28 protein-coding genes are annotated in these 24941 nt (G+C 63.9%); 2 read left to right on the top strand and 26 right to left on the bottom strand.

Going from position 1 to position 24941, the window contains the following annotated elements; all coding sequences use genetic code 11:
• The 4 genes from ACSQ2A_RS02325 to ccmI are packed head-to-tail and all read right to left on the bottom strand — an operon-like array spanning window position 1 to window position 3999.
• A complete protein-coding gene (locus ACSQ2A_RS02325; protein ID WP_436070915.1) occupies window positions 1-480 on the bottom strand; it encodes a cytochrome c-type biogenesis protein in 480 nt (159 codons plus the stop codon).
• Complete coding sequence (locus ACSQ2A_RS02320) at window positions 477-2450, bottom strand: heme lyase CcmF/NrfE family subunit (RefSeq protein ID WP_436070914.1); 1974 nt, start codon at window positions 2448-2450, stop codon at window positions 477-479. Before ACSQ2A_RS02320 ends, ACSQ2A_RS02325 begins: the two co-directional genes overlap by 4 nt.
• Window positions 2447-2923 carry a cytochrome c maturation protein CcmE gene (ccmE, locus tag ACSQ2A_RS02315; protein WP_436070913.1) on the bottom strand — a complete coding sequence of 159 codons (477 nt, stop codon included), beginning with the start codon at window positions 2921-2923 and terminating at the stop codon, window positions 2447-2449. The genes ACSQ2A_RS02320 and ccmE overlap by 4 nt, the downstream gene beginning before the upstream one ends.
• Entirely contained in the window at window positions 2920-3999 is a 1080-nt protein-coding gene (gene ccmI / locus ACSQ2A_RS02310) for a c-type cytochrome biogenesis protein CcmI (RefSeq protein ID WP_436071620.1), read from the bottom strand. The genes ccmE and ccmI overlap by 4 nt, the downstream gene beginning before the upstream one ends.
• Window positions 4000-4136: 137 nt before the next feature.
• Between ccmI and ACSQ2A_RS02305 the strand changes: the two genes are divergently transcribed.
• Complete coding sequence (locus ACSQ2A_RS02305) at window positions 4137-5213, top strand: hypothetical protein (RefSeq protein WP_436070912.1); 1077 nt, start codon at window positions 4137-4139, stop codon at window positions 5211-5213.
• The gene (locus tag ACSQ2A_RS02300; protein WP_436070911.1) at window positions 5210-7156 is read left to right on the top strand and encodes an FAD-dependent oxidoreductase; all 1947 of its coding nucleotides are present in this window, start codon (window positions 5210-5212) and stop codon (window positions 7154-7156) included. Before ACSQ2A_RS02305 ends, ACSQ2A_RS02300 begins: the two co-directional genes overlap by 4 nt.
• Here ACSQ2A_RS02300 and ACSQ2A_RS02295 read toward each other — a convergent pair.
• The 22 genes from ACSQ2A_RS02295 to ACSQ2A_RS02190 all read right to left on the bottom strand — a co-directional run bounded on the left by ACSQ2A_RS02295 (window position 7153) and on the right by ACSQ2A_RS02190 (window position 24935).
• Window positions 7153-8364, bottom strand: coding sequence for a hypothetical protein (locus ACSQ2A_RS02295; protein WP_436070910.1), 1212 nt, complete (start codon window positions 8362-8364; stop codon window positions 7153-7155). The genes ACSQ2A_RS02300 and ACSQ2A_RS02295 overlap by 4 nt on opposite strands.
• Before the next feature lie 83 nt (window positions 8365-8447).
• Window positions 8448-8921 (bottom strand): hypothetical protein, encoded by a 474-nt coding sequence (locus ACSQ2A_RS02290; RefSeq protein ID WP_436070909.1) that lies wholly within the window; start codon window positions 8919-8921, stop codon window positions 8448-8450.
• A 59-nt stretch (window positions 8922-8980) separates the two neighbouring features.
• Window positions 8981-10411 carry an ATP-binding protein gene (locus tag ACSQ2A_RS02285; RefSeq protein WP_436070908.1) on the bottom strand — a complete coding sequence of 477 codons (1431 nt, stop codon included), beginning with the start codon at window positions 10409-10411 and terminating at the stop codon, window positions 8981-8983.
• An 8-nt stretch (window positions 10412-10419) separates the two neighbouring features.
• On the bottom strand, window positions 10420-11076 hold the full coding sequence (locus ACSQ2A_RS02280) for a response regulator transcription factor (protein WP_035086590.1): 657 nt from the start codon (window positions 11074-11076) through the stop codon (window positions 10420-10422).
• 22 nt (window positions 11077-11098) lie between these two features.
• Window positions 11099-11398 carry a PepSY domain-containing protein gene (locus tag ACSQ2A_RS02275; protein ID WP_436070907.1) on the bottom strand — a complete coding sequence of 100 codons (300 nt, stop codon included), beginning with the start codon at window positions 11396-11398 and terminating at the stop codon, window positions 11099-11101.
• A gap of 98 nt (window positions 11399-11496) precedes the next feature.
• A complete protein-coding gene (locus ACSQ2A_RS02270) occupies window positions 11497-12195 on the bottom strand; it encodes a glycoside hydrolase family 108 protein (RefSeq protein ID WP_436071619.1) in 699 nt (232 codons plus the stop codon).
• A 28-nt stretch (window positions 12196-12223) separates the two neighbouring features.
• The gene (locus tag ACSQ2A_RS02265; RefSeq protein WP_436070906.1) at window positions 12224-15973 is read right to left on the bottom strand and encodes a baseplate multidomain protein megatron; all 3750 of its coding nucleotides are present in this window, start codon (window positions 15971-15973) and stop codon (window positions 12224-12226) included.
• 25 nt (window positions 15974-15998) lie between these two features.
• Window positions 15999-16421 (bottom strand): NlpC/P60 family protein, encoded by a 423-nt coding sequence (locus ACSQ2A_RS02260; protein ID WP_436070905.1) that lies wholly within the window; start codon window positions 16419-16421, stop codon window positions 15999-16001.
• Window positions 16418-17308 carry a DUF2163 domain-containing protein gene (locus ACSQ2A_RS02255; RefSeq protein ID WP_436070904.1) on the bottom strand — a complete coding sequence of 297 codons (891 nt, stop codon included), beginning with the start codon at window positions 17306-17308 and terminating at the stop codon, window positions 16418-16420. Before ACSQ2A_RS02255 ends, ACSQ2A_RS02260 begins: the two co-directional genes overlap by 4 nt.
• Window positions 17305-17925: a phage distal tail protein, Rcc01695 family gene (locus ACSQ2A_RS02250; protein WP_436070903.1), complete on the bottom strand. Its 621-nt coding sequence runs from the start codon at window positions 17923-17925 to the stop codon at window positions 17305-17307. The genes ACSQ2A_RS02255 and ACSQ2A_RS02250 overlap by 4 nt, the downstream gene beginning before the upstream one ends.
• 1 nt (window position 17926) lies before the next feature.
• On the bottom strand, window positions 17927-18466 hold the full coding sequence (locus ACSQ2A_RS02245; protein ID WP_436070902.1) for a phage tail tape measure protein: 540 nt from the start codon (window positions 18464-18466) through the stop codon (window positions 17927-17929).
• Window positions 18456-18647 carry a rcc01693 family protein gene (locus ACSQ2A_RS02240; protein WP_436070901.1) on the bottom strand — a complete coding sequence of 64 codons (192 nt, stop codon included), beginning with the start codon at window positions 18645-18647 and terminating at the stop codon, window positions 18456-18458. The genes ACSQ2A_RS02245 and ACSQ2A_RS02240 overlap by 11 nt, the downstream gene beginning before the upstream one ends.
• Entirely contained in the window at window positions 18644-18958 is a 315-nt protein-coding gene (locus tag ACSQ2A_RS02235) for a gene transfer agent family protein (RefSeq protein WP_436070900.1), read from the bottom strand. The genes ACSQ2A_RS02240 and ACSQ2A_RS02235 overlap by 4 nt, the downstream gene beginning before the upstream one ends.
• Before the next feature lie 10 nt (window positions 18959-18968).
• On the bottom strand, window positions 18969-19382 hold the full coding sequence (locus ACSQ2A_RS02230) for a phage major tail protein, TP901-1 family (protein WP_295410909.1): 414 nt from the start codon (window positions 19380-19382) through the stop codon (window positions 18969-18971).
• An 11-nt stretch (window positions 19383-19393) separates the two neighbouring features.
• Entirely contained in the window at window positions 19394-19789 is a 396-nt protein-coding gene (locus tag ACSQ2A_RS02225) for a DUF3168 domain-containing protein (RefSeq protein WP_436070899.1), read from the bottom strand.
• Window positions 19786-20127 (bottom strand): phage head closure protein, encoded by a 342-nt coding sequence (locus ACSQ2A_RS02220; protein ID WP_436070898.1) that lies wholly within the window; start codon window positions 20125-20127, stop codon window positions 19786-19788. The genes ACSQ2A_RS02225 and ACSQ2A_RS02220 overlap by 4 nt, the downstream gene beginning before the upstream one ends.
• Window positions 20124-20690, bottom strand: a complete 567-nt coding sequence (locus tag ACSQ2A_RS02215) for a head-tail connector protein (RefSeq protein WP_436070897.1) — start codon at window positions 20688-20690, stop codon at window positions 20124-20126. The genes ACSQ2A_RS02220 and ACSQ2A_RS02215 overlap by 4 nt, the downstream gene beginning before the upstream one ends.
• 264 nt (window positions 20691-20954) lie before the next feature.
• Window positions 20955-22175: a phage major capsid protein gene (locus ACSQ2A_RS02210; RefSeq protein ID WP_436070896.1), complete on the bottom strand. Its 1221-nt coding sequence runs from the start codon at window positions 22173-22175 to the stop codon at window positions 20955-20957.
• Window positions 22176-22187: 12 nt separating this feature from the next.
• Window positions 22188-22664, bottom strand: coding sequence for an HK97 family phage prohead protease (locus ACSQ2A_RS02205; protein ID WP_436070895.1), 477 nt, complete (start codon window positions 22662-22664; stop codon window positions 22188-22190).
• Window positions 22664-22795, bottom strand: coding sequence for a hypothetical protein (locus ACSQ2A_RS02200; RefSeq protein ID WP_436070894.1), 132 nt, complete (start codon window positions 22793-22795; stop codon window positions 22664-22666). The genes ACSQ2A_RS02205 and ACSQ2A_RS02200 overlap by 1 nt, the downstream gene beginning before the upstream one ends.
• Entirely contained in the window at window positions 22796-22987 is a 192-nt protein-coding gene (locus ACSQ2A_RS02195) for a hypothetical protein (RefSeq protein WP_436070893.1), read from the bottom strand.
• Between the two features lie 784 nt (window positions 22988-23771).
• The gene (locus ACSQ2A_RS02190; RefSeq protein ID WP_436070892.1) at window positions 23772-24935 is read right to left on the bottom strand and encodes a phage portal protein; all 1164 of its coding nucleotides are present in this window, start codon (window positions 24933-24935) and stop codon (window positions 23772-23774) included.
• Between the last annotated feature and the right edge of the window lie 6 nt (window positions 24936-24941).

The following is a 24941-nucleotide window of genomic DNA, read 5'->3' as shown; positions in this document are numbered from 1 at the left end:
TCAACCCTTTGTCGTGTCACTTTCCTCAGCGTTGGAAAGTTCGGCAAGAACGCGCTTTTCGTCGTCGGAAAGAGGTTCAGCCTTGGACGTGGATGACGCTCGCCGCATGGCCCAGAAGAGGCCGAACAGTCCCAGCGCCAACAATACAGGTGCAGCGATCCAGAGGATCAGCGTGTGGTTGTTGAGCCGGGGATTGAGCAGCACATATTCGCCGTAGCGATCGACGAGATACTGTTCCACTTGGGCATTGCTGTCGCCGGCCACCAGCCGCTCGCGCACCAGAATGCGAAGATCGCGCGCAAGGTCCGCATCGCTGTCGTCGATGGACTGGTTCTGGCACACGAGACAACGCAGGCCCGCCGAAATATCGCGGGCGCGTTGCTCCAGTGCCGGATCATCCAGCATCTCGTCGGGCGACACGGCGAGAACGGGCATGACGAGGCAAAGAACCAGCGCGAGCAGAGTTAGCAGGCGCTTCATTCCGCCGGCTCCATGACCTGCTTGGCCGCCCGCTGCGGGGCGCCGACGCGGAGGCGCCGGTCGGTCAGCGAAAGCACACCGGCTCCGGCCATGACCAGGGCGCCGATCCAGATCAGCAGGATATAGGGTTTGTACCAGATACGAACGACATGGGTGTTGTCGAGCGGCTCGCCCAGTTGCAGATAGAATTGCGACAGGCCGTAGGTTTCGATGGCCGCTTCCGTGGTCGGCATACCGCTGGCCACATAGGTGCGGCGCTCGGCCTCCAGCGTCTTGGTGCCGCCGCCCGGAGCGGTGACAGTGAAATGGCCAGTATCAGCCATATAGTTCGGCCCTGGGATTTGCTCAAAACTATCGAAGGCAAGGGTGTAGCCGCTGAGTTCTGCCGTCTCGCCCGGATTGAGCGTCGTCACTAGTTCGGTTTCCCAGGCGGTGACCGAGACGATGCCGAGAACCGTCAGGCCCAGCCCCATATGGCCGAGCGCCGTCGACCAGATGGTGCGCGGCAGACCGAGAAGACGGCGAACGCTCTCGCCGACCGGAATGCGACCGATGCGCCCACGCTCGATCAATTCGGCGAAGGCGCCAAAGGTCACCCAGAAGCCGAGCAGAAGCCCGAGCGGAGCCAGCGAAATCGAAATGCCGCCGAGAGCCGAAACCAGAATGGTGAGGAAAATGGCAAGGCCCGCCGCGCCCACCAATCGCTGCCCGGCAGCGACGAGATCAGCCCGCTTCCAGGGCAACAATGGCCCAAAGGGCAGAACCAGCAGGAGCGGCGCCATCAGCGCGCCGAAAGTGAGATTGAAGAAAGGTGCGCCGACGGAAATCGTCGTGCCCGCCAGCGCATCGAGCAGCAGCGGATAGAGTGTGCCCACAAGCACCGCGCCCACCGCCGTGGCAAGGAACAGGTTGTTGAGAATAAGCGCGCCTTCGCGAGAGATCGGCGCAAAAAGCCCGCCCTGCCGCAGGCTGCTTGCCCGCAGGGCAAAGAGCAGGAACGCGCCGCCAATAAGAACGGCCAGAATGGTCAGGATGACGAGGCCACGCGTCGGGTCGCTGGCAAAGGTATGAACCGATGTCAGAATGCCCGAGCGCACGAGGAAGGTGCCGAGGAGGGACAGCGAGAAGGTGATGATGGAGAGAAAAATCGTCCAGATTTTCAGCGCATTGCGCTTTTCCATCACCAGCGCCGAATGCAGCAGTGCCGTGCCGGCGAGCCATGGCATGAAGCTGGCATTTTCCACCGGGTCCCAGAACCACCAGCCGCCCCAGCCGAGTTCGTAATAGGCCCAGTAGGAACCCATGGCGATGCCAAGGGTGAGAAAAATCCAGCTCAGCATGGTCCAGGGGCGCACCCAGCGCGCCCAGGCCTGATCGATGCGGCCCGAAATCAACGCGGCCATCGCGAAGGAGAAGCAGATCGAAAAGCCGACATAGCCTGCATAGAGAAGCGGGGGATGAATGGCGAGGCCGATATCCTGCAGGATCGGGTTGAGGTCCGAGCCTTCCAGGGGCGGCGGCGACATCCGCGCGAAGGGATTTGAGGTAAAGAGCGTGAAGCCACCGAAAGCCGCCACGAGCAGGCTTTGCGCGCCGAGCACCAGATTGAGCAGATCAGCAGGCAGGCGCCGGCCAAAGGCCGCCACCAGTGCGCCGAAGAGCACGAGGATCAGAATCCAGAGCAGTAGCGATCCCTCGTGATTGCCCCAGACGCCGGAGATCTTGAAGATCAGCGGTTTTAGCGAATGCGAATTGTCGACCGCCAGCTTGAGCGAAAAATCCGACACCACAAAGGCCTGCACCACCGCCAGGAAGGCAACGGCCACCAGCACGAACTGCAGTATGGAGGCCTGCGCCAGCACCTGCGCCAGACGCTGGCCGCTGCGCCACAATAACAGGCCGGCCAGCGCCGACACGGTGGCGATGGCACAGGCCAGGATCAGGGCAAAATGACCAAGCTCGATGCTCACGGCGTTGCAGTCTCCGGCCGCCATTCGCCCTGAGCTTTCAGCGCATCGACGACTTCTCGTGGCAGGTAGTTCTCGTCGTGCTTGGCCAGCACATTGGTGGCGGTAAAGCTGCCATCGGGCCCAATCGCGCCCTCGGCGACAACGCCCTGCCCTTCACGGAAAAGGTCGGGCAGGATGCCGACATAGCGCGCCGCAATCTCAGTCGCGCCATCGGTCACAACGAAGGTATTCGACTGCCCCTCGCGCACCCAGCTGCCGTCCTTGACGAGACCGCCCAGGCGAATGGGATGACCGGGTTCGACGCCGCGCGTCTGAACATCGGTCGGAGAATAAAAGAACACGATCTGGTCGCGTAGCGCCGTCAGCACGAGCGCGGCAGCAATCACCAGAACCACGCCCAGCCCGGCAATGACAGCCAGGCGCTTTTGCTTGCGCGACCATCCTTTGCGGCGAACGGCAGACGGCATGGTCATTGCTCAGCTCCATTGAGTTTCAGGCCGGCGGCCAGCGCCATGCTGTCGAGCTCGCCTCGATCAAAGGCCGCGGGATAGGCAGCTACCGCCCCGTCATAGGCAATCTGCGCATTGGGCAGATCGCCAAGGACGATGTAGGAGCGCACCAGTTGCGACCACTCTTCGACAGTTCCGCCATCAGCATAGAGGCGCGTGGACAAGCCCTCTACCATGCCTCGGATCATCTCTGCTTGATCCAGCGCAGTCGTATCGACACCGTCGTTCTCAGCCACGGCGAGCCCCTGCTGGGCAGCCGGCAGCCAGGGCTCATCGCCCTGCGCCAGATCGATGGCCGCCTGCCAGAAGCGAACGGCGTCGTCATATTGGCCGGTACGCGTCAGTTCGGCGCCAAGGTAAAGGCGCGACTGCACATGGCTCGCGTCCATCTCGGCGGCGGTACGCAAAAGCCCCATGGCCTCTTCAGACCCGGCGCCATCGGCGGCCAGCAACAGCGCCTCCGCCCGATCGGTCAGCAATTGAGCAGTTGGTTCGGAGAGATCAATGATGCGCCCGTAGGCATTTGCGGCCTCGGCGAAGCGGCCAACTTCCAGCAATGCCGGCGCCAGCACGGTCCAGCCGCGCAGATCATCGGGATCGGCCGTCAGCCGTTCCTCAATGCGCGCGATAGCAGCGCCCAGGTCCATGTTCTGGGCGGCCACGTCGGCGCGCCCGGCAAGCGGTTGGCCGGGCAGGTTCGGATTGCCAAGAAAGGCATAGAGACCAAGCGCCAATGCGGCGACGAGACCGAGGCCCGAAAGCAGCGTACCCCGACCGATTTCGTGCGTGGCCTGTGGCCCAGCCTCGGCCTTGGCGCGCAGCATTTCGCGGGCCAGTTCGCCCCTGGCGCCAACGGCTTCCTCGGCGCCGATCTTGCCGGCAGCGAGATCGGCGTCGATCCCAGCCAGCACAAGGCGGAAATGGCTGTTGGCATCAGCGCTTTCGGCGGCGCTCACGTTGACCATGCGACCACGCCCCGCGTACAACAACGCGGCGCAGGCAATGGCGGTGACTGCAATGGCGATCAACCAGAAAATCATGGGCCCCAAACGCTTGCTTTCCTCAACGAGCAAGGTTGGGTTCTCTATAAGCCCATTGCGGCGAAAAACCATCAAAACCCGCGTGTTCGCTGTGGACGCATTGCCACAGCGGCGGCTCGTCGCAGGGGTTTGAGGGCATGACCGAGGCGCAGGTGGACTTTGGTGTTTTCGGATCGAGCCCCTTGGCTGGACTGGTTGCCGGTCTGCTGGCGAGCCGCCACAAGCGTAGGGTTGTCATGGTGGGTGATGCGCAGGCGCGATATCGCCTGCCGCGCACGCTCGATATTTCGGTCGCGCCGGTCACCCGGCCCGAAACCTGGGCGCTGCTGACAGCCGCCTTGCCCGATATTTCCAAGCTCATCACCAGGATCGGCGGGCGACAGGCGCTGCGCCGCGTCGATCCGATCTTCTTTGCCGATGGTCTGGCTGCCCGCGAGGCCCTCGGCCATTTTTCCCATATGGCACGCGCCCACGGCATGATCCTCGAAACTGTGCCGCCGGCAAAGATCGGAGCCGATCGTGCCGCCCTGCGCATCAACGATGCTGTGACCATTCATCGTCCCGGCTTCGAGCCTGCTCTTGAAACCTGGCTCGGTGAACTTGGCGTTCGTCGCTTTGGCCCCGAAGCGGCCACGATGGCGCCCGGCGGCGCTACCGCGATCAAGGCCAACGACGAGGTGCTGGTCGCCCGCCGCGCCATTCTGGTCGATGACTCATCCATTCTCCATTTCCTGCCAGGCTGGCAATGGCCCGCCCAATTGCTGCGCCGTCCCCACGCCACCGTGCTGACCGCATCAAGCCGCCACCTCGCCGGCCCGATCATGGTCCAGCTCGATAGCGGCACCATTCTGGTCCAGCACGAGGAAGGCGGCATGGCGGCCATGGGTCCGGGCAATCTCGGCACATTCTCCGGTCAGCTTGCCGCGCTGCTGGCCGAAGCCGGCCAATTGCAGCAGGTCGGCCAGGTCGGATACGAAGTCCTGTCTCCAAGCGATGGTGCGCCGCTCCTCGGCCCCGTCTCCGCCGATGGGCCGCTCATCCTCACGGGCCTTGGGCCGATCGGGGTCTTCATGGTGCCGGTTCTGGCGCGGTGGCTCTCGGGAGAAGCCAGCAGTGACGAAACCGAATGGTGCGAAGCGCGCCGCGCCGACAAGCGCGGCCTCGGCAGCTCCGTTGCTGAATTCAATTTCCGGATCGAAGAGCAGGCGGCATGAGGCCACAGACCAATCGCCTGCCCGCCGCCACCGGCAAGGGCCTTTCCGGCGCGCATATCGACCGGAACCGCCCGATCAGGTTCATCATCAATGGGCGGGTCACGCCCGGCTTTCAGGGTGACACGGTCCTCAGCGCTTTGCTGGCCGCGGGCGTCGACACGATCGGCACCCATGCGGGTCAGCCGCTCGGCCTTCGTGCCAGCGCGGCCCCCGCCATTGCCTATGCTGCCAAGGCCAACGCGCCCGAACATGCTCTCCCCATGGAGCGCACCCCAGCGCGGGACGGCGCCGAATATCGCATCATCGCCGAAGGTTCTGCGCCCGGCCTTTTCGCGCGCCTCTTTCAACCCGGACGAACGCTGGGGCTTTCGCTCGACACGCCCAACAGTCTCACACGCCCGTGGCGATCCATTCGCGGCCAGGAGGCCGCACCGACCGATCTCATCGTAGTCGGTGGCGGCGTTGCCGGCATGGCCGCAGCGCTTGGCGGCGCCCATGCCGGCCTCAAAGTCACGCTTATCGAAGCAAGCCCGCATCTGGGCGGGCATTCCGGCCTATTCGGCACGCAGGACGGCGAAAGCACGCCCGAGGAAAATGTCGCCGCGCTCGCGACCGAAGTCGCCGCCAATCACACGATCAGGGTTCTCACCCATGCCGAGGTCTTTGCCATAGGCGAGGGCATCGTGCGCGTACACCAACTCGATATCAGCGGCGAGCGCGTCGAAGGCCAGGTCGTCGACTTGCCGGCGCGTCACATTATCCTCGCCACCGGCGCCTTCGAGCGCCTGCCCGTGCTGCCCGGCAATAGGCTGCCGGGGATAGTGGGGGCGCAGGACGCATTCGAACTCGCCTATCGCTACGGCATCTGGCCGGGCCAGTCCTGGCTCCTCGCCACTTCGGGCAATCCCGCCTATCGCCTCGCCACCCTGCTCGCTGAAAGCGGCACGACCCTCGATCGCATCCTTGATGGTCGCGACCATGCCAGCTCGCGCTATATCGAGTTTTGCAAGGCCTACGGCTTCAGGCAGTTTCCGGGCACTGTTCCGCTCGCCGTCACGCCCGGCCCGGCGGGCCGCCTCTCGGTGGAACTCCCGCATGGCGAACCCACCTCCGTCGACCGGCTGGTGCTCTGCGGCGGCTGGCAGCCAGATCTGACGCTTTGGCACCTAGCCGGCGGCCAGAGCCGCTGGAATATTCGGAGGGAGCGCCTCGAACCCATCGGCGAAGTACCGGGCCTGGTGCTTGCCGGCTCCGCCGCTGGGCATTTTACCCGACGCGGCTGCGTCACCAGCGGCATCCATGCCGTCGATCGCCTCCTTGGCCGCGCGGGCCTTGGCGTCGACGATCCCGTCATCGACGCTTTTTATGAAACGCCCGACCGGCAGATGCATGTGGGCGACAGCGAAAACGCGCCCGCTCCGACCTATCTCGATGCCGACAACACATTGATGCTGCGGCCGGCTCCGCCACCGCGCCGCCACTGGACGAGTATTTTCCGTGGCCCCCGTAGCGGGCCCGTCCGCGTTCTCTCCGAAGCCCCGCAACCGCTCTCCATCGGCGCCATCTGTGCCGGCGTGGGCATTGGCCTCATCCCGCCAGAGTCAGCCGGCGTGGTCGCCCAGGAGCGCGTGGCCCTCGTGCCTTTGACACGGGCCGAACCTCCGCGCCCTCCCCTCGCAGAAAACTTGGCTGCAGTCCCAACCTATATCGCCGACCGCTTTGGTCCCGACGCCGCCGTAAAGACGCTGCGCCACGACCCATCGCGCCAACTGGGCAGCGGCGCACTGATTTTCGAAGGGGAAGATGTCACCGATCCGCGTCGCGCCGTCGGTGTCGTGTTGCGCACCCGCGACGGAAAAACCGAAGCGCTCGTTGCCGCTTCGGTCCGCAATGTGGTGGTACGAGATCTTGGCCAAGCAATCCCGGCCGAGGTGATAGCCTAGTTCCGGCGCTCGGCCGCCTGCCGCGCGCGCTTCAGCGTTTCGGCATATTCGGGCGAGAAGCGCACCTGCGCCATCTGGATCACCGCATCGAGGCGCGCAATGGTATTGGCGTCGTCCGGATTTTCCTTGAAGAGTTCCATATTGCGCTGGATATGAATTTCGAGCGCCTGTCCGGACTGGTGCCAGGCCTGTTCATAGACCGTGTTGAGCGCCAGAGAATCGCGGCAATCGCGGACCGTGGCCAGCAGATAGATGCCGCCCACTGCCGCCAGCAGCTTGTCGGTATCGAGCCGATCGGAGTTTTCGCGCCGACGCATGGCCTGGTTGAGGTCGGTCACGACCTCCTTGAGCCGCGGTTCGATGCGATCCGAGACATGCTTGGTGATGGCGGAGAGCACCGCCGTCGCCTGGCTGCCGCGGGAGAATTCGAGATAGCCGGTCAGGGCGCGCACCAGTTTGTGGAAGCGCTCGAGCGCCCGGCAGATCAGGTCGACATCTGCAAAGGGGCCGATGGCCTGGAAGAACCGCAACTGGTTTTGCGCATGCGACACGCAGGCATCGATCAAGGGACCAAGACCCGCACGGCGCACCGATACTTCGGTCGCGGCGCCTGAAACCTTGATCGCGGCGAGAATGAGTTTGGTCGGCTGCGCCACCTGCCCCAGGGCCGCCTGGAAAACCAACGCTGCCAATGCCGGATCCTGCAGCGGCATGGCCTGCATGGCCGTGCCCAGTGCCGTTTCATCGGAAATCGTATTGGTCGCCTTGCCGAAGGCCTGGGCTTTGCCCAGCAGCGCCCTGTTTCGCAAGGCCAGCATCACGGTCGGCAGATGGTGCCGCGCATCCTCGCGACCGAGCTGCGCAGACAGGCGCCGCGCGCCCTCGGCATCGGCCTGCCCCTGAGCCAGCCCGGCCTTCATGCGGCCGAGGATTTCGGGCATGGCCGCTTCCACATCGGCGGCCGTCAGCGTGCCATTGCTCAGCTTTTCCGGCGCAAAGATATCGCTGCAGAGGTCGCGCGTCACCCAGACCCATATGGCCTGGGCCTCGTCGGCATTCACCGATCCGGGGAAATTCTCGATAACCGGTTCCTGCACGAGAACGGCATCGATGAGGCCGCAGAACGGCCCCGAAGCTCTGGTGGCGGCGGCCCCCGAGTTTGTCGGGGCCGACGCACTCACGTCCGCGCGGTTGGCAAGCTGTGTCATCAATACTATCGGTCAGAGGGGTGTTACCGCGAGCCTACCGCCCGCAGGTAAACAATCCTTAACTGCCGAACACGGACTTGTCGTTAAGCGGCGCCCTGGACGACGTTCCAGTTACCGGTCTGCTCGCGGCAGGCGGTGCCCTTCTTCACATAGTCCTGGCCATTGACCTTGACCGTGTGCGTGAAGTCGCGGCAGTCGAGATTGTTGACGCGGACATAGGGGCCCACGGAAACCGAACCGGTCGTGCCCTTGTCACCGGCCCACTGGCGGGGAGCGCCGGGGCGGCCGAACTGCAGGGCATAGAACTGGGCGCTGTTGGCCTCGTTCGAATCCTTGGCGGTCATCACCGCAAGAGCTGCCGGATCAACGAAACCGTTCGAGATATTGGTCGTCAGGCGCGCCTGCTGCACGTTCTGGGCAGAGCTCGCCACCAGCGGCTGGGCGATGACGGGAGCGGTGACAACCGGCGCCTGGGCCACCTGGCTCGTCCCGGTGCTGGAGCAACCGGCAAGAACCAGAGCAAGAACTGGCATGGCAAACAGGGCGAAGCGATTCATCGATATGGACCTTTTCAGCATATGGTCGGTACTTGTTGAGCCAATGCGGCGAAAGTGCGTCAGGCCGCAGGGGATCGAACTAAACCGCCAAGCCGTGCCGTGGGCAGGCGGAGTTCGACCAGAAGCCCGCCAAGCGCGGAACGCTTGAGCTCCAGGCTTCCGCCGTAGACATCAACCAGTTCCTTGACGATATCCAGCCCAAGTCCTGATCCCGGCGTTTTCTCGTCCAGCCTGACACCGCGGCGCAACACTTTGCGCGCATCATCCTCGGAAAGTCCGGGCCCGTTGTCGTCGATGCGAATCAGCAATTGCGTGCCCTTGGCATTGCGCTCGCTCGAAAGCCGCACACCAACCTGTCCCCTGGACCACTTGCAGGCATTGTCGAGGAGGTTCCCCGCCATTTCCTCAAGGTCGGCCTCGTCGCCCCTGAACCAGGGCAGCGATGCATCCGGCCGCTGGAAGGCAATGGTCACATCGGGATGGATTTTTCGCATCACGCGCGTCAGGCGCAGCATGATCATGGTCGAGTCGGCCTTCTTGCCGACGATAGACGTTCGCGCCGCCAGCCGCGCTCGTTCCAGATAGGTCGAGACCATATTGCTCATTTTTTCGGTCTCGGCCTGCACCACATCGGCCAGTGCACCCTTCTTGGCGGCAGCCTCGTTGCGCAGCACGGCAATCGGTGTCTTCAGCCCATGGGCAAGATTGCCCACCTGATTGCGCGCCCGCTCGATGATCTGCGCGTTGGACCGCAGGAGCTCGTTGACCTCTTCGGCCAGCGGCGCGATTTCGGTCGGATATTGCCCGGTAATCTCCGTGCTCTCGCCCTCGCGCACGCTTTCGATGGCCGCGCTGAGCTTGTCGATCGGCCGCAGCGCAAACCGCGCCACGATCACGCTCATGATGGCGAGCATGGCTCCCACCGCGCCGAGCACGACAAAAGTCTGCCCGCGAAAATCTTCCACCAGCCCAAGGATTTCGGTGAGATTGCCCGCCACCTCGATACGATAGGTTTCCCCATCGAGGGTCACGCTGCGCTCGACGACCCGCAGCTGAGTGCCAAAGGCATCCGCCACCACGCCTGTCCGCCGCCCCAGTTCATCGAGCGAGCCCGAAAGCTGCGGCAGATCGATACCCACCACAGACGTCGAGAGATTGACGAGAACGCCGTCGCCGTCACGGATAATCCAGTACCAACCCGACCGCGGCCGGTCGAAGCGCGGATCGGCCAGAGCAATATCGGGATCGCGCGGATCGCCCACTTCGAGCAGAATGCCTGCAAGGCTTTCGACGTGAAAATCGAGAGTCTGGGACAGCGTTGTATCGAGCGCCCGCGAATAGAGGTCGGTGAGCAAAAAACCGGTCGCGAGCAGCGCCACGACCAGCCAGCCCACCGTCAGCCAGAAAAGCGACGCCGCAATAGAACCCTTGCGCAGCCAGTTCTTGGCCGCATTGGGTTGCGGCGCCGGTTTCTCGGCCTCGCTGGACAAGGCCGCTCCTATTCGATGATCTGGTAGCCGAGGCCACGCACGGTCTGGATGCAGTCTTCCGGCAGCTTCTTGCGCAGGCGGCCCACGAACACTTCGATCGTATTGCTGTCGCGATCAAAATCCTGATCGTACAGGTGCTCGGTCAGTTCGGTGCGCGAGACGACCTTGCCCTTATGGTGCATGAGATAGCTCAGAAGCCGCAATTCGTGGCTCGTCAGCTTAATCGCCTGCCCGTCCACAGTGACACGGCCCGAACGCGCATCGAGCCGTACCGGCCCGGCGGTGATTTCATTGCTGGCATGGCCCGCGGCACGGCGCACCAGCGCGCGGAGGCGCGCCAGCACTTCTTCCATATGAAATGGTTTTGCCACGTAGTCATCGGCGCCGGCATCGATGCCCTGCACCTTGTCGCTCCAGCGATCGCGCGCGGTCAGCAGCAGCACCGGCAAGGTCTTGCCCGCCCGCCGCCATTCTTCGAGCACGGAAAGGCCATCCATTTGCGGCAGGCCGATATCGAGCACCACCGCATCATAGGGTTCGGTATCGCCCAGGAAATGTCCCTCTTCCCCGTCGAAGGCTACGTCGACGACATAGCCCGCTTCGGTCAGAGCTTCCTTGAGCTGCCTGTTGAGATTGGTATCGTCTTCGACAACTAGAATACGCATGACTGCCCCCGCCGCTCAGCTGCTATTGCGCGTTCAGAACCAAATTCTGCGCCTGACCGTCGGCCGTCAAGACACCAATGATATAAACAAGTTGTCCGCCCTGGTCGCAAACCTGAACATTCAGGATTTCAGCGCTGGGATCGACCCCGGCCGAAGCCAGAACCGCATCGAGCGACATGATCTGGCCGGAGGTCACCGCCTCCTGAATTTCCTGACGGCCAAGGCAGGACTGCGCCTGGGTCGTGCCGGTGCCCGCAAGGGCAAGCGCGAGAGCCAGCGCAATGGCAGCAGCGGCGGAAGGTTTTGGGGCTTTGGTTTTCATGAAGCTAAACTAGCGGGGCCTTACTGAATGGGACATGAATAAGGCAATTCATGTTTGCGTCCACAGTTCCCATTATGCGCAAGGGCCCCGCGAGCACATTAAGCAGCGTCGCCTTTCAGCCCCTTGCGGAGGAAAATGATGGCCAGCGCCTCCAGAATCAAGCTGCCCGCCGAGCCACCATCAAGCGTCGGCAGCTCAACCCCCAGCACCTGCGCCAGCCCCGCCACAATCATAAAGGCCGCGACGATATAGGTGCGATAACCCGACAACATGGTCATGATCACTCTCCGTTGTGTGGATGAAGAAGTCTTGAGATCCGCAAGGGCGGCAGCCCGGATGTCGGCAACGCGACGAGTCCAGCCCCGGCCAAAAACAGCAAAAGTCGAAAGCCCCTTCAGGAAGGCCAATCGCCGGTCGCAGAAATCATTGACCAGCCGAGCAAGGCCAGCTCCACGCAACGCCGCCAGCGTCACCGGCCCCACCTCGCCATCCGCTGCCACGCCAAGCGCCGTCTGCAGCGTGCGCACGGCACGGTCCGGCCCCGAATTGACCGCAAAATCGAAGAGCGCGAGATCAACCCCGACCGGCATGTCGCCCGCCCTGCTCGGGTTCCAGTAGTTGGCCCGATAGATCAGCGCCGCCTCGTCGCGCTTCAGTGAAGCAACCGAGGATTTCGGCAAGTCGGTCCATGGCGAGATCTTTCGCCACCGCGCCAGCGTCTTGCGGGTGATCCCCATATTCGTCGCCCCACCGGGATCACTGGGATGGTCGACATAACCGCCCTCGTGCCGCAGCACTTCGGTCAAACAACGCTGAAATCTCCCGTCATTCGCCATAGCTCCCCTCCGCCGCATGACCTGCGCCCAGCGCCGCACTCGCCTGCGCCACCGAAAACTCGAAACTTGTGGCAAGGCCGCCGAAATCCGCCGCCTGTTCGGTTGCGCCATAGCTGGCCGTAGACATCGAAACCTCGATGCTCCGCTTGAGCGTCACCCCATCGAAAATGGAAACCCGATAAAGCTCCGGCGCGACCTCCAAAGCCGGCTCCGCCGCGCCCCAGGCATCATCCTCGGCCCGGCTGCGCCGCATCCAGGAAAAGACGATGGCATCCGTAGCGTCCCTTTTTGCCCGTAGATGCATCGGTGCCAGCGGCAGTCCCAGTTCTGTCGTCGTCGAAGCGATCAGCGCTTGTCCATCGAGGTCCGCCGTCCCGGCATAGGCCCGAATGTCCCGCGCCTCCCCCAGCCGCCCAGCCTCGACCGGCACCACGCCTACTTTGCCATCGAGCACGATCACCCGCCGCCCCGGCGACACCGCCCCAATCGCCCAATCGCTCCCCTCAAGTCCGCGCAGCAAGCGCGTCAGCCGGTAAAGCCCCGGCTCGACGAGTTCCGCCTGCGCAAACCCGATCACTTCCCAGGACCCGGCATCAGTCTCCACCGCCAGCCGATTGCTGCCGGCCAGAACAGCCGCTTCCGCCCCGTCGGCGATGTGTCCGCCATAGAGCCGGACGCTAAGGTCGGAACCCCGATCCCAGACCGCCACCGGCCCCGTTCCGATACCTTCAACAACTTCGCCCAGCGCGGCCGCCCGGTTCAGATCGAGCAGCGCCGCGCCCGTCGCCTCATCGACCAATCGCACCGTTCCCGGCCAAGGCTTGGCATAGGCGCCAAACACCAACCGGCTCCGGCTTGGATCACTCGACAAAGGCGGCAAATGCGCTGCAAAAACCACCGGCGCAACCGCCAGACCAACCACCGGCGCCGTCGCCGGCGCGCGGTCACTGCCCGTGGCCGTAGCGGTGCCCGCCGATACCGTCCGCGCCGTCACCTTGCGTACTGCGCCGTCGCGTATTTCGGTAATCTCGTACGGCCCCTCCCCGTCCACAGCGACCCGATCGCCCGGCTCAAGTGCAACGACATTGGGCGGCAGCGAAAACTCCACGGTATCCGCCGAAACCGCCCGATCATCGAGCAGCCGTTCCGCCGCCAGACGCGCCGAAGCCCCGTCGAGCACCATGCTGACGCTTTCGCTGACCAACTGCCCCGCCCCTGGGCGTACCGCCGTTGCGGAAGCCGCGAGATAGTCCCGCCCCTTGTCGAAGTGACCAAGCGCCAGCCGCCCCGGCCGCTCTACGGCTGCCGCCCGACGCTGCGACAGTACCGCGCCCTCGCCCTGCGCCAATTCTTCGCGATCGAATACAGTGACCGAACCGCCCCGCGCCGAAATCGCCGTGAGAACGCCCCCACGCGCCACCAGACGTTGCCCTGTGATCTCGAGCAGTGGTTCCAGCGCATCGCGCGCCGTGCTCGGCCCCGAAAGGATGACACCCTCAACCATGGGATCGGACGCTCCGGCATGGACCACGGCCCCGTGCTCGGCGGCCATGGCAGACGCCATTTCGTCATTGCTCATGGCCCCGAGGCGCCCCGTCAGCCAGTGGCCCGTGGCGTGATTGACGCCGTCGGACCAAACATCGGTCCGCGCCGGAAAGGCCGGAAACGGTCGCGCATCCCACGTCCAGCAATAGATCCGCTCGGGATCAACCATACCCGCCGGATTCTTGGCGGGGCTCCCCCAATGCCGATAATGCGCCCGCAAAAACTGCCGCTGGATCAGCGGGTCCGATTGCCCGTTGGAAAAGTAGGGTCGCCCACCCTCGGAACTTTTCGCGTCGCCGAAAATATTGGGCTGGTTCGCCCCCTTGTCGACCGCGGCACACCCGAGTTCCGTTAGCCAAATTGGCTTCGAGCCCGGCACCCAAGCGGTCGGCGATCCCGCCCGGACGCCGCCCGGCCGGTCATAGTGATGCTGGCTCCAAAAGGCCGAAATGTCCTTGTAGCGCCAGATCCAATGCTCGCCATGTGCCCCGTCGGCAATCGGCGTCCGCACCTGCGCAGCCCGATCCGCATCGCTGGAATAATACCAGTCGAACCCCTCGCCCCCGGCAATATTGCTGCCGAGATAGTCAAGGTCATGCGTACTCCCCGCCGGCGCATCGAGATGCCCCTGGCCATCCCGCCAATCGGCCGCCGGCATATAACAGTCGATCCCGATGGCATCGATGTCAGACGAGGCCCAGAGCGGATCAAGATGAAAGAACTTTTGGCCGCCCCCCGGCTGATAGCCCGAATATTCGCTCCAATCCGCCGCGTAGCTGAGTTTTGTACCGGACCCGACGATCGCCCGCACATCCGCGGCTAGCGTCACCAGCGCCGAAACGAAAGGAAACGAATTCCCCGCCCCGCGCACAGACGTCAGCCCACGCATTTCCGAGCCAATGAGCAGCGTGTCGACGCCCGTCTCCACCGCCATCTGCGCATAATGGAGGATCATGGCCCGATAGCCGGGCAGAAATGCCGCCACCTGGCTTGCCGCCGCCGCCGTCCCATCCGGCGATCCTGCGACACCCGCCGCTGGATGACAGGTAATCCGCCCCCGCCATGGATAGCTCGCCTGCTGGCTACCCCCATAGGGATCTGCCAGACCGTTCCCCACCGGCACATCCATCATGAGCAACGGATAAAGCGTCACCGAAAGCCCACGCGCCCGCAGATCCGCAATCGCCGCCCGCACCGCGCCATCTGATGGCGTACCGCCATAGGCCGGCCCACCGCCATGGCTCGACACCACCGGAACGGCCCCGCGCGAATATCCAGCCACGCTCCAGGAAACGCCCTGCACATCCCGGCTCGCCGCCTCGACCCGCGGCCCGATCTGGCAAGACCCGCAGCGCAGATCATTGCCGAACCAGCTCACCACCAGCGACACATGTTTCAGGTTCGGGCAAAGCTCCTGCAGTTCATTGATGGACACGGTCCAATCGCTGACCCCGGGCTGCACATGCGCATTCTCCGCCGCGCCGGTCCCCATGCCCAGCACACGCAGCCGCGGCACCGGGTCATAGCCAAACTCGGTCGCCCCCGGGATCACCGTCACCGCGCGAATGGAGGTTTCCAGATCCCCCACCGGCCGGCAAAGCTCCGCCGAAATCTGCGGAATGCGATTGCCGAAGCGCGAAATCGGCAGGTTCTCGAACACGATGTAGCAAAGCCCGCGATAGGCCGGCGCATTGCCCGCCCCTTGCGTTGCCTCGATCAGCCCATCCGGCATCTGCCCATTGCTGCCGGCATAAAAGCGATAGTTGATCCCCCTGAGATCGAGCAGCTGCCCATCCGCCCAGACCCGGCCCAGTCGCGTCACCCGCCCCTCGCAAAAACCGATGGCAAAGCTCGCGCCGATCTCGTCTTCCTTTTCCTGCTGCAGCGGTTGCTGGCCCCAACCCTTGGCACCAGCCGTTTCGCCACCCAGCACTTCCAGCTCACGCGCCCAGATGATATTCCCCGAAAGCCGCCCCCAGCCATAAAGCCGCGGAATAGCCGCCCCCTCGACCGACCCGCCTATCCTGACATCAAAGGTCGCCTGCTCGCGCTGCTTGGGTGCCTCGCCAAAGAGCCAGCTATCAATAGCGCTCCCCGCCAACGCCCCAAGCGCCCGCCCCACCGTCGCGCCAATCGGCCCGCCAACAAGCCCCCCGGCGAACTGCCCCGCCAGGGATAAAGCCAAAGTCGCCATTGTTTTGGTCCCTCAGAAAGGAAGTTCAGCGATCCGGAAACCAGAACCGCCCGCTCACCCGCTTCGCCCAGCCATCGGTCAAATACGCTTCCACGACGCCGAGCTTTTCCTGCGCATGAATGAAGCGGTCTTCGGACACCATGATCCCGCAATGCTTCGGCTCTTCGAGCCCCGCCAGCCGAAACAGCACCACCTGCCCCGCCTCGACTGGCCCCTCCGCCAGCAGCAAAAACCGCTCCGACGCCGCGCGTAGCGCCCCGGCATTTTCGGGGTCGCGAATACTCGCGCGATAAGGCGGCGGCGCCATGGGTTCATCCCCGTAAAGTGCCCGCCACACCCCGCGCAGCAGCCCCAGGCAATCGCACCCCGCCCCCAGCGTCGAAGCCCGGTGCCGATAGGGCGTGCCCAGCCATTCCCGCGCCGCCGCAACCACGAGTTCCGCCTTCATGGCACCACCGCCCGGCCATCGAGCGCATCACCCTCGCGCGGATAGCGCAGCACATAGTCGCTGCCCGGCACATGTGGAAAACCGCGAAAATTGACCCCGTTGCCGAACTTGGCCTTGCAGGTCGTAAACCGCCGATCGCACCCCGCCGTCACGGCAAACACATCACCCGCAACGACCCAGTCGCCAACCCGCTGCCCAAAACCCAGGAGATCGCCCGCCGAACCTTTGCGATGCGTCAGCACCGCATCCTTCAAGCCCACCCGCTTGCCGCCCGACCACTGCGCAACACCAAAGGCAAACCAGTCCTCGGCAAAACCCGAAAGCCCGCTAACCAGCACCCGAAACGGATCGACCACCGACACAACCGTCGCGATCCCCGACCGCCCCGGCGCCGCAAGGTTCACGCCGCAACGCGCATCCCCCACCACGGCATCGCATAGCCCCTGATAAAGCCGCCCGCGCACCGAGTTCAGCGCTTCCTGCGCCGAGCGCAGTTCCGCCCGAAACGTGCCGTCCTCGCGCACGATCTCGCCGATCGTGTCCACCCGCAGCAGCAGGTTCTGGCTCGGCTCCGCCCAGTTCACCAGCCAGGTTTCCACGCGCGCGCCATCATAGCGCCCGAGCGCAATATCCTCGTCGTCAATGGCATCGTGGTGCAAAATCCCGAGCACTTCCCCGGTCTCCACCTGCGCCCCCAGCCGCGCCGGCACCTCACCGCCCTCAAGCCCATGCATGGGCCGGCAAGCCGTCCCCGAAACGACCAGCTCGACATCATGGTCGGTAAACCCAAGCACCACGCCATCGCCACGCAACACCCGCCAGCAATGCGCCAGCGTCGTCTCTTTCCCCGCCAGATGCGCCGCCAATCCCGCCCCAACCGTCTTCATGGCAAGATCTCCACCAGCGGAATACTTGGCGCCTCGGCCCCATCGAAACTCGACCACTCGATATCGAGCCGATCCGTATCGAACCGCACCGGCACATCGAACAGAAACCCCGCACTCACCGCCGCTCCGGCAGCCGGCGCAGTAGCAAAGCTCACCACCCCCGTCGTGACGTCCACCGTCCACCCACTCGTCCGCTCGATCCCGCCCACGGCCACGCGCACCGAGCCCGCAACAGGCTTCCTGATCAGCCGAAAATAGGGATCGAACGCCGCCCCATAGCGCTTCAGCAGCTGAAAGCCGGTCTTGACCCCATCACCGGTCCCAATCGCCTGATCCCCCGGCAACGGCGCCGCACCATCCGAAGAATGATCGATCCCATCGCGCCACAAAAACCCATGCAGCCGCCCGCGCCTTTCCTCGAAAAACGCCAGCACCGCCTGCATATCGGCCCGCGATTTCACCCCATAGCCGGCATTGTAGCGTCTCCGCGAATGCGCCCAGCGCCCATTGCGCTGCTCACCCCCGCCCGCCAGCGTGACCACATCGGTCTTGCGCTCCGGCCCACCCCGCGCCCCGAGCGCGATATCGAGCGGAAACCGCACATGATGAAACGCCATCTCAGCTCCCCCGGGTTCCGCGTCTGACAGCTCTGAGCAACATCGCGCTCATCTCCGCCTCGCTCGCCGCAAAGCTGCGCGCATCCGTCGCCGTCACATTGAACGTTACGTGCACTCCGCCCCCGCCACCGGCGACGCCGAGCCGCCCATCAGGCCCGCGCGCCAGCGGCATGATCGCCTCCGGCCCCGCCTCGCCCGCCAACCCCAGATTGTTGCCCAGCGGAAAATAGGTCGGCGTCGCAATCACCCCGCCCTTGGCATGCGGAATGATCGATGGATTGAGACCAGCAAAAAGACCCTCCAGCGCATTGCCGGCCAGCGTCTCCAGCGGCTTGAACGCCGCCTTCAGCGCCATATCGGCAAATGCCCTACCGACACCAACGATCACCGACTCCAGCGATTTGCCGTCCGTCAGCGCGCTGCGAAAGCCCGACGAAATCGATCGCGCCACCCCATCCGCCAGCGAATGGATGCGCTTGATCTCGACTGACACGTCGCTCAGCTCGTCCTTGAAATCTTCGTCAAAGAGATCACCGGCCATCTGGAAACCTCTCCATCAAAGCCTCGAGCCCCTGCCGATCCAGCGGCCCGGCCTTGTCGCCCACCACCGCACCCCAGGCCGCCGCCAGTTCACGCGGGCTCATCCTCCAGAAAGCCTCGGGCGGCAGTTTCAGCACGCCAAGCCCGAATTGCATGGCATCGCGCCAGGGGAAGGGTTTCATGCCGCCTCCCCAAACGTCGCCTGCAACAACCGCACGGCAATATCGGCCACCCCGCGCAATCCACCCTCGACGCTCATCTGTGCCAGCTGATCATCGGAAATGGCATTGCCACCCCCGCGCAGCCCCGCGCCAATGATCGCCGTCAGATCCCGCGCCGAAACCTTGCCGCCCGCAAAGCGCTCGGCCAACCCCGCCAAATCCCCCGCGCCAAGCTGCGCCTCCAACTCCGCCAGCGCGCCCAGCGTCAGGCAAAGCACCCTCGTCTCACCCCCGATTTCGGCGGCGATTTCTCCACGATGAATGTTGGGCATTTTTGTCTCGCTAGATCGCCACAAACGTCACTTCCCCGGCGCTTTCCAGCGCCAGGTCAAACGTCACTTCCCCGGCATGATCAGCCGAAAACTCCAGCGCCACGATCTGGAACGGCCCCTCCACAGTGCCGAAATGCGGCAGGATGAGCTGCCAATTCCGAATGGTCCCGGCAAAGAAAAGGCTCCGGATGAGCCCATCCGAAGCCTGATCCTTGAACACCCCCGAGCCTGAAACCGAAGCCCGCTTAACCCCGCCGCCCGCCAGCAGTTCCCGCCAGCGCCCGGCGCTTTCCTGGTCGGTCGTATCAACGCTCGCCGCATTGAACGCCAGGCTGCGCGTGCGCAGACCCGCGACCGTCAGAAAACTCCCCGACCCCGTCTGATCGAGTTTTAAGAGCATATCCTTGCCACTCTGGGCTGCCATTTTGTCCCTCGCTATTCGGTAAGAAACCGCAGCAAAACCGCCGCCCGCGCCTGGCCCGTGGCAGGGTCGATAACCGTCTCAGTCCGCACGTGCTCGGCCAGCGACACCACGAGCCCCGCCGGCACCAAGCCCGTCCGCGCCGCCGTGACCCGCTCGGCAATTGCCAGCGCCGCCTTGCGGCTGGGCCGATCGGCCCAGCAATGCACCAGCACCCGATGCTCTTGCCCTGGCGTGCCATCGCCATCGACCTGCCTGATGTCGTGCCGGTCGATCACTACATAGGGCGCCGGCCTGTTCTGCGGCGGCGCATGGAAAACCCCTGATGCCCCCACCAGCGCCGTCAGCGCCGCATCCGCCTCCAGCGCCGAAACAAGCGCCGCCTGCAAAGTCACAATCGGATGGGTCATCCCGTCACCTGCGTTTCGCTGCAGGTGCAGGAGAGGTACGCCCGCCGCCCATTCAAATCCGCCGCACTCACCACATCGAGATTGCGCCCGCGATAGACCACCCGATCTCCCGGCCCGAAATCAGGCCGAAACCGCAGCACCACTGCATGCGAAATGGCGACCGCCCGCCCATCGGCATTGGTCCCCTGCCGCCCGGTCAGGCTACGCACCCGCGCCCAGGCATTGCCCAGCGGCACGTAGATCCGCCCATGCCCGCCCTCCGCCTCAGCCACGCTTTCGCGCCGCCTCAACTGCACCCGATCGGTTAGCGTCCCGATGGGCGGTATCTTCTCGCTCACAGCCGCACCCGCTTGTGTGCCGCCACCAGCCGGTCGAACCCCGAAGGCACGACCGAACCGGCGCCCGCCACGATCACCGCATCACGATGCTCATGCCAATGCGCCACCAGTCCCAAGAGCGCCTGCCGCAAATCCGCGGGCACTTCCTGGGGCTCGGTACCAAACCCGGCGACATAATCGATCTCGATCCCCTGCCGCTCCTGCAGGGCCGGCATGCCAACCACCACGCGCGGCACGATCAGCCGATCCGGCTCCGAGCCAAACTGATCTAGTGGAACCTCATGGCTCGCCCCATTGCCATCCGTCGCCGAAATTTCCGTCACCGCAATCAGCGGCGACACCGGCAGTTTCACCACCCGGTTTTCCGGCCAATCGTCGAGCACCACCCGCCAGCTCTGCGCCAACAGCGCCTTGCCCGTAATACCCTCAATATGCAGCCGCGCCGCCGAGATCAGCGTCGTGATCAGCCCGTCTTCCGCCGCATCGTCGACCTTGAGGAAAGCCTTCGCCTCGACAAGCGAAACCGGCTCCTCGGCGGGTCCCGCCAGGAGATAGGAGGTCATGTTTTTGGTCCTTGGATTGATGTTGGAGAGCCCGCACCTCAACACCCACCGGCTGTCACGCCGGCGAAGGCCGGGGCCCATCCCGAGATGTGTGGAGGTGGCGCTATCTCAAGATGGATCCCGGCCTTCGCCGGGATGACATCGAGCGTGTGTTGCAGTCAGCTTTCCCCACAACCACGGCGTCATCCCCGCGAAAGCGGGGATCTCTGTTTCAGCCGCAAAGGGAGATTCCCGCTTGCGCGGGAATGACGTGGTGATTGGCCCTCACGAGGTGCCAAACTTCAGCAACTTGATCGCGTCGTAGTCCGCGACCCCGCCGCCCACGCGCTTGGTCGTATAGAACAGCACATACGGCTTGCTCGAATAAGGATCGCGCAACACGTTCACCCCCTGACGATCGACAATCAGATAGCCCCGGCGGAAATCGCCAAAGGCCACCGACAACGAATTCGCCCCGATATTCGGCATGTCCTCCGCCTCGACCAGCGGAAAGCCCATAAAGCTGGCGCGACCATCGGCCGTCGCCGAAGGCTGCCACAGATAATTGCCGTCGGAGTCCTTCAGCTTTCGCAGGGCCCCCTGCGTTTTGCGGTTCATCACCCAGTTCGCATTCTGTCGATAGCCGGCCTTGAGCGCATAGACGAGATCAATCAGAACATCGCTACCATTGCTCGCCGGCAGCGCGCCGGACGTGCCGGTCGCCACATAGCCCAGGTTCCCCCAGCTCCAGCTACTTTCCGCCACCGTCGTCGAAGCCAAAAAGCCCTTGGGCTTGTTGGTGCCATCGCCATTGACGAAAGCCGTCGTCTCCTGCGCCGCAAAGGCCGCATTGACCTCGTCGGCAATCCACTGGCCGACATCGACAGCCGCATCGTCGAGAAAGGCCGTCGTCGCCGCCGGCATGGCATAGAGTTCGGTCGTCGGATAGCTCAGCTCCGCCAGCGTCTGGCTCGTGGTCGTCGGACGGCTCGCCGCCTCGCCCACCCAGCCGGTCTGCGGCCCCGTCAGCGTGATTGGGCGCTTGTAGACCGAAGCCGAAACCTGGCGCACACCGGCAATGGCGCGAATGGGCGAAATCCCCGTCATCAGGCGGGTGATTTCCGTCTCGACTTCGCTCGGCACCACATAGCCGCCATCAGCACCAACACCGACCTGCAGCGCCTTCTCCTCGCCGCGCTTCACATAGGCCGAAAAGGCCTCCTTATATTCGCCATTGGGCACAAAGCCTTTGCCCTCGAGCGCCGGACGCGCCCGCTCGGCACTGACGCGATCAAGCGCCGCCTTGTGCCCGTCGAGCACGGCATTGAGCCGCTCAAGCTTGCCTTCGATCAGGCCATCGGCCGTACCGCGCTTTTCGATATCCTTCAGACGCTGGTCATTGGTGCGCTTGAATTCCTCGAACGCGGAGGAAAATTCACTGAACAGCGCGGCAACGTCAGTCCCCGCGCCGGCCTTGGTTTCAAGGCCGTCGTCAATCCGATCCATGTCGGCATCCTTCTATCGGTTACGGATAGTCCTAGTAGCAGCCGCAATGGCGGCGCCGGCCGAAACGGGGGCAGCAATCCGCGCCGCCTCCATCATCGGAAAGGTCACGATCGAAATTTCATAGAGATCGATCTCGTGCAGCAGCCGGTTACCGGCCTGCCGGCTGGCTTTCACCGTGCGAAAGCCGATGGAAAGCCCATCAAGCGCTTCAGCCTCGATCAGGCGTTTGAGCGCGTCCGCCCGCGGCACGCCCGGCACCAGTTTCCCACGCGCAAAAAGCCCATGAGAATCCTCGCGCAGCTCCTCCCAAAAGCCCACTGGCTCCTTGGGGTCGTGCTGAAACAAAAGCCGAATGCGCCCCGCGCGACTCCTGAGACTTTTGGCAAACGCCCCCGGCAAAACAATATCGCCGCCGCTATCGAGCCGATTGAACACACTGGCATAGCCGGCAAAGCGCCCATCGGCATCGACGGGAAATGGCCCCGCCATCAGCGCTTGCTCCCCGCCCTGCCCTGCGGCTTGGCCACCGGCCTCCCCTTGTCGGCCAGCGTCCCCGCCAGGTTCCAGGCAAATTGCCGAAACGTCGCTACTGCCGTTTCCCGGCTTTGCTTGTCCGCCATTCAGTCGTCCCCCTTGCGAAACAGCCTGTTCAAAGAGGCAATTTCGGTCACGAAATCATTGAAGCGCTTATTGGCCGAAGCCATTTCCCTAAGGCTCCAGACCAAGAGCGCACTCGCCCCGCTCGCCCACAAAAACAGCGCCAGATGTGCGAGATCCCCGCGCTCAATAATGGTCTTGGTGAGGTCGTCCATCCGGGTCCTCCTGGGCAATAAAAAAGGCCCCCGAAGGAGCCCGAGATAGGCAGCGACATGAAGCTAGGGCGTGCCAGCTCGTCGCGGCCCTGCAATTGAAGGCGTTATGGAGAACAAGGGACCGTGCTTATCGATCAGGTAGTGCTCATCAGCACTCCATTGGAACCGTGGCATGAAGTAAAAACGAGAGCCGTCGGGAAGTTGAGCCAATGCCCAAGAGGCAGTCAGGCCCTCTGAGTAAAGCGGGCCGCACATGTATCCGGGTACAAAACCGGGCACGGTTTTTCCGCTTTCATCTTCGTATTTTGACACCCAGACAAGAGCGAAGACCTCTCCACTACCTGCTACGAAGGTCGATCGCGCACGGCTAAAGTCGGCTGCGGCACGCTCAGTCAAAGAGATGTTCTCAATTATAAGCATGGCGGTACCGCTAGAGTGGGGCGGCCGGATAAGTCGGCCGACAAGAAACCATGGCATTCAATTCTATAGTGCGTTGCCGGCCAAGCATGTCCACATAAATACAATGCCTCACCAAACCTGCATCGCCAGGACCAACGCGTTCCGCGACGAGATTTGCCCGCCAAGGCGGTCCTGATCCGTGTCGTGCCTGGCGCTACCACTGCGTCAATCCACCTTCCACCGTCCGGCGTTCCTTTCGGGGCGCGTGGCTGGTCCGCGCGATATCGTCGCTCCAGCGCGGCAATAAGAACATCGAGCTTTAGCGACAGCGTGGCGAGCCAGATTTCACCTTCGATAGCCTTTAGGGTTCCACCCGCAAGTTCTCTCATCGCTGTCCAACCCCAACCATCTCCCGCTTCTCGGCATCACTGAGAAACTCCGCCCCGCCTACGCGCGCCCACAGCGCCGTGCGATCCTCGGCTAGCGCTTCAACCTCGTCGAAATCCGGCACCACTTCCGCGCCTTCAAACGCCGGTCCCAGCCATTGAGACAATTCCTGGCTCACCCGCACCACCAGCGGCACCAGGGTCTGCCGCCATAGCGCCCGATTGGCCTCTGCCATGTTGGAATAGGTATTGTCGCCGGGAATGCCGAGCAGCATCGGCGGCACGCCGAAGGCCAGCGCAATATCGCGCGCCGCCGCGTGGCGGGCTTCGATGAAATCCATCTCGCGCGGGCTCATGGCGATGGCCTTCCAGTCGATGCCGCCATCGAGCACCATGGGCCGCCCGGCATTGGCGGCGCCGGAGAAATTCTCCTCAAGCTCCTCCTTGAGCCGCCGGAACTGCTCTTCCGTCAGCGTGCCGCCGCCGGCCGAATAGACCAGCGCCCCGCTCGGCCGCGCCGCATTGTCGAGCAGCGCCTTGTTCCACTGCGCCGAGGCATTGTGAATATCGAGGCTCGTCTGCGCCGCCTCGAGCGGCCCCATGCCATAGTGGTCGTCCATGGGGTGAAACAGCGCCATGTGCAGAATGCCCGGCAGCGGCGCAGTCTCCTGCGAAATCCGCACGGTCTTCCCGCCCGCCGTATAGTCATAGGCCACCGGCCAGCCATCGCCCCCGGCCACCACCCGCATACGATCGGGTCGCAACACGAACAGCGCCTTCATGCCCCCGTCGACAATCCCAGCCTGCAAATAGGCGTTCCCCGCAGTCTGGAGATAGGCATAAACCGCCTCCAGCATTTCCGCGCCCGATTGCCGCCCATTGGGCCTTTGCAACAGGGTTTTCAGCGGATGCTCGCTGACCACCTTGCCATCGACCCGCACCGTGAGCGGCACGCGGTTCGCCGTCTCCGCGATCAATCGCACACAGCGATAGACCACCGGATTGCGCATAAACCCCTGGCTAACGAGGCTCGCATAACCCCGCCCGCTCCACTGCGCCGGCCCCAGCGCGTTCAGCGTCATCAGCGTGTGCCCGGCAAAATTCTTGGTTTCGCTGGGCGTGTTCGTCCGTCCGCCGAAAAGGCGGTTCATCCAGTTCGGCATTCTTTT

It is taken from the genome of Devosia sp. LjRoot3 (genome assembly GCF_964252865.1).
Classification (GTDB): Bacteria; Pseudomonadota; Alphaproteobacteria; order Rhizobiales; family Devosiaceae; genus Devosia.
The sequence above is the reverse complement of the archived record's forward strand: the minus strand, read 5'-3'. Positions and strand labels throughout refer to the sequence as shown.

Excerpts from the sequence above, each read along its gene's own strand:
- ACSQ2A_RS02235 (WP_436070900.1), bottom strand. The coding sequence starts at position 18,958 with ATGCCCAACATTCATCGTGGAGAAATCGCCGCCGAAATCGGGGGTGAG.
- ACSQ2A_RS02295 (WP_436070910.1), bottom strand. The coding sequence starts at position 8,364 with ATGACACAGCTTGCCAACCGCGCGGACGTGAGTGCGTCGGCCCCGACA.
- ACSQ2A_RS02230 (WP_295410909.1), bottom strand. The coding sequence starts at position 19,382 with ATGGCAGCCCAGAGTGGCAAGGATATGCTCTTAAAACTCGATCAGACG.
- ACSQ2A_RS02215 (WP_436070897.1), bottom strand. The coding sequence starts at position 20,690 with ATGACCTCCTATCTCCTGGCGGGACCCGCCGAGGAGCCGGTTTCGCTT.
- ACSQ2A_RS02325 (WP_436070915.1), bottom strand. The coding sequence starts at position 480 with ATGAAGCGCCTGCTAACTCTGCTCGCGCTGGTTCTTTGCCTCGTCATG.
- ACSQ2A_RS02275 (WP_436070907.1), bottom strand. The coding sequence starts at position 11,398 with ATGAAAACCAAAGCCCCAAAACCTTCCGCCGCTGCTGCCATTGCGCTG.
- ACSQ2A_RS02250 (WP_436070903.1), bottom strand. The coding sequence starts at position 17,925 with ATGGCGTTTCATCATGTGCGGTTTCCGCTCGATATCGCGCTCGGGGCG.
- ACSQ2A_RS02300 (WP_436070911.1), top strand. The coding sequence starts at position 5,210 with ATGAGGCCACAGACCAATCGCCTGCCCGCCGCCACCGGCAAGGGCCTT.
- ACSQ2A_RS02210 (WP_436070896.1), bottom strand. The coding sequence starts at position 22,175 with ATGGATCGGATTGACGACGGCCTTGAAACCAAGGCCGGCGCGGGGACT.
- ACSQ2A_RS02240 (WP_436070901.1), bottom strand. The coding sequence starts at position 18,647 with ATGAAACCCTTCCCCTGGCGCGATGCCATGCAATTCGGGCTTGGCGTG.
- ACSQ2A_RS02290 (WP_436070909.1), bottom strand. The coding sequence starts at position 8,921 with ATGAATCGCTTCGCCCTGTTTGCCATGCCAGTTCTTGCTCTGGTTCTT.
- ACSQ2A_RS02245 (WP_436070902.1), bottom strand. The coding sequence starts at position 18,466 with ATGGCCGGTGATCTCTTTGACGAAGATTTCAAGGACGAGCTGAGCGAC.
- ACSQ2A_RS02255 (WP_436070904.1), bottom strand. The coding sequence starts at position 17,308 with ATGAAGACGGTTGGGGCGGGATTGGCGGCGCATCTGGCGGGGAAAGAG.
- ccmI (WP_436071620.1), bottom strand. The coding sequence starts at position 3,999 with ATGATTTTCTGGTTGATCGCCATTGCAGTCACCGCCATTGCCTGCGCC.
- ACSQ2A_RS02195 (WP_436070893.1), bottom strand. The coding sequence starts at position 22,987 with ATGGACGACCTCACCAAGACCATTATTGAGCGCGGGGATCTCGCACAT.
- ACSQ2A_RS02305 (WP_436070912.1), top strand. The coding sequence starts at position 4,137 with ATGACCGAGGCGCAGGTGGACTTTGGTGTTTTCGGATCGAGCCCCTTG.
- ACSQ2A_RS02205 (WP_436070895.1), bottom strand. The coding sequence starts at position 22,664 with ATGGCGGGGCCATTTCCCGTCGATGCCGATGGGCGCTTTGCCGGCTAT.
- ACSQ2A_RS02225 (WP_436070899.1), bottom strand. The coding sequence starts at position 19,789 with ATGACCCATCCGATTGTGACTTTGCAGGCGGCGCTTGTTTCGGCGCTG.
- ACSQ2A_RS02265 (WP_436070906.1), bottom strand. The coding sequence starts at position 15,973 with ATGGCGACTTTGGCTTTATCCCTGGCGGGGCAGTTCGCCGGGGGGCTT.
- ACSQ2A_RS02200 (WP_436070894.1), bottom strand. The coding sequence starts at position 22,795 with ATGGCGGACAAGCAAAGCCGGGAAACGGCAGTAGCGACGTTTCGGCAA.
- ACSQ2A_RS02260 (WP_436070905.1), bottom strand. The coding sequence starts at position 16,421 with ATGAAGGCGGAACTCGTGGTTGCGGCGGCGCGGGAATGGCTGGGCACG.
- ACSQ2A_RS02280 (WP_035086590.1), bottom strand. The coding sequence starts at position 11,076 with ATGCGTATTCTAGTTGTCGAAGACGATACCAATCTCAACAGGCAGCTC.
- ACSQ2A_RS02190 (WP_436070892.1), bottom strand. The coding sequence starts at position 24,935 with ATGCCGAACTGGATGAACCGCCTTTTCGGCGGACGGACGAACACGCCC.
- ccmE (WP_436070913.1), bottom strand. The coding sequence starts at position 2,923 with ATGACCATGCCGTCTGCCGTTCGCCGCAAAGGATGGTCGCGCAAGCAA.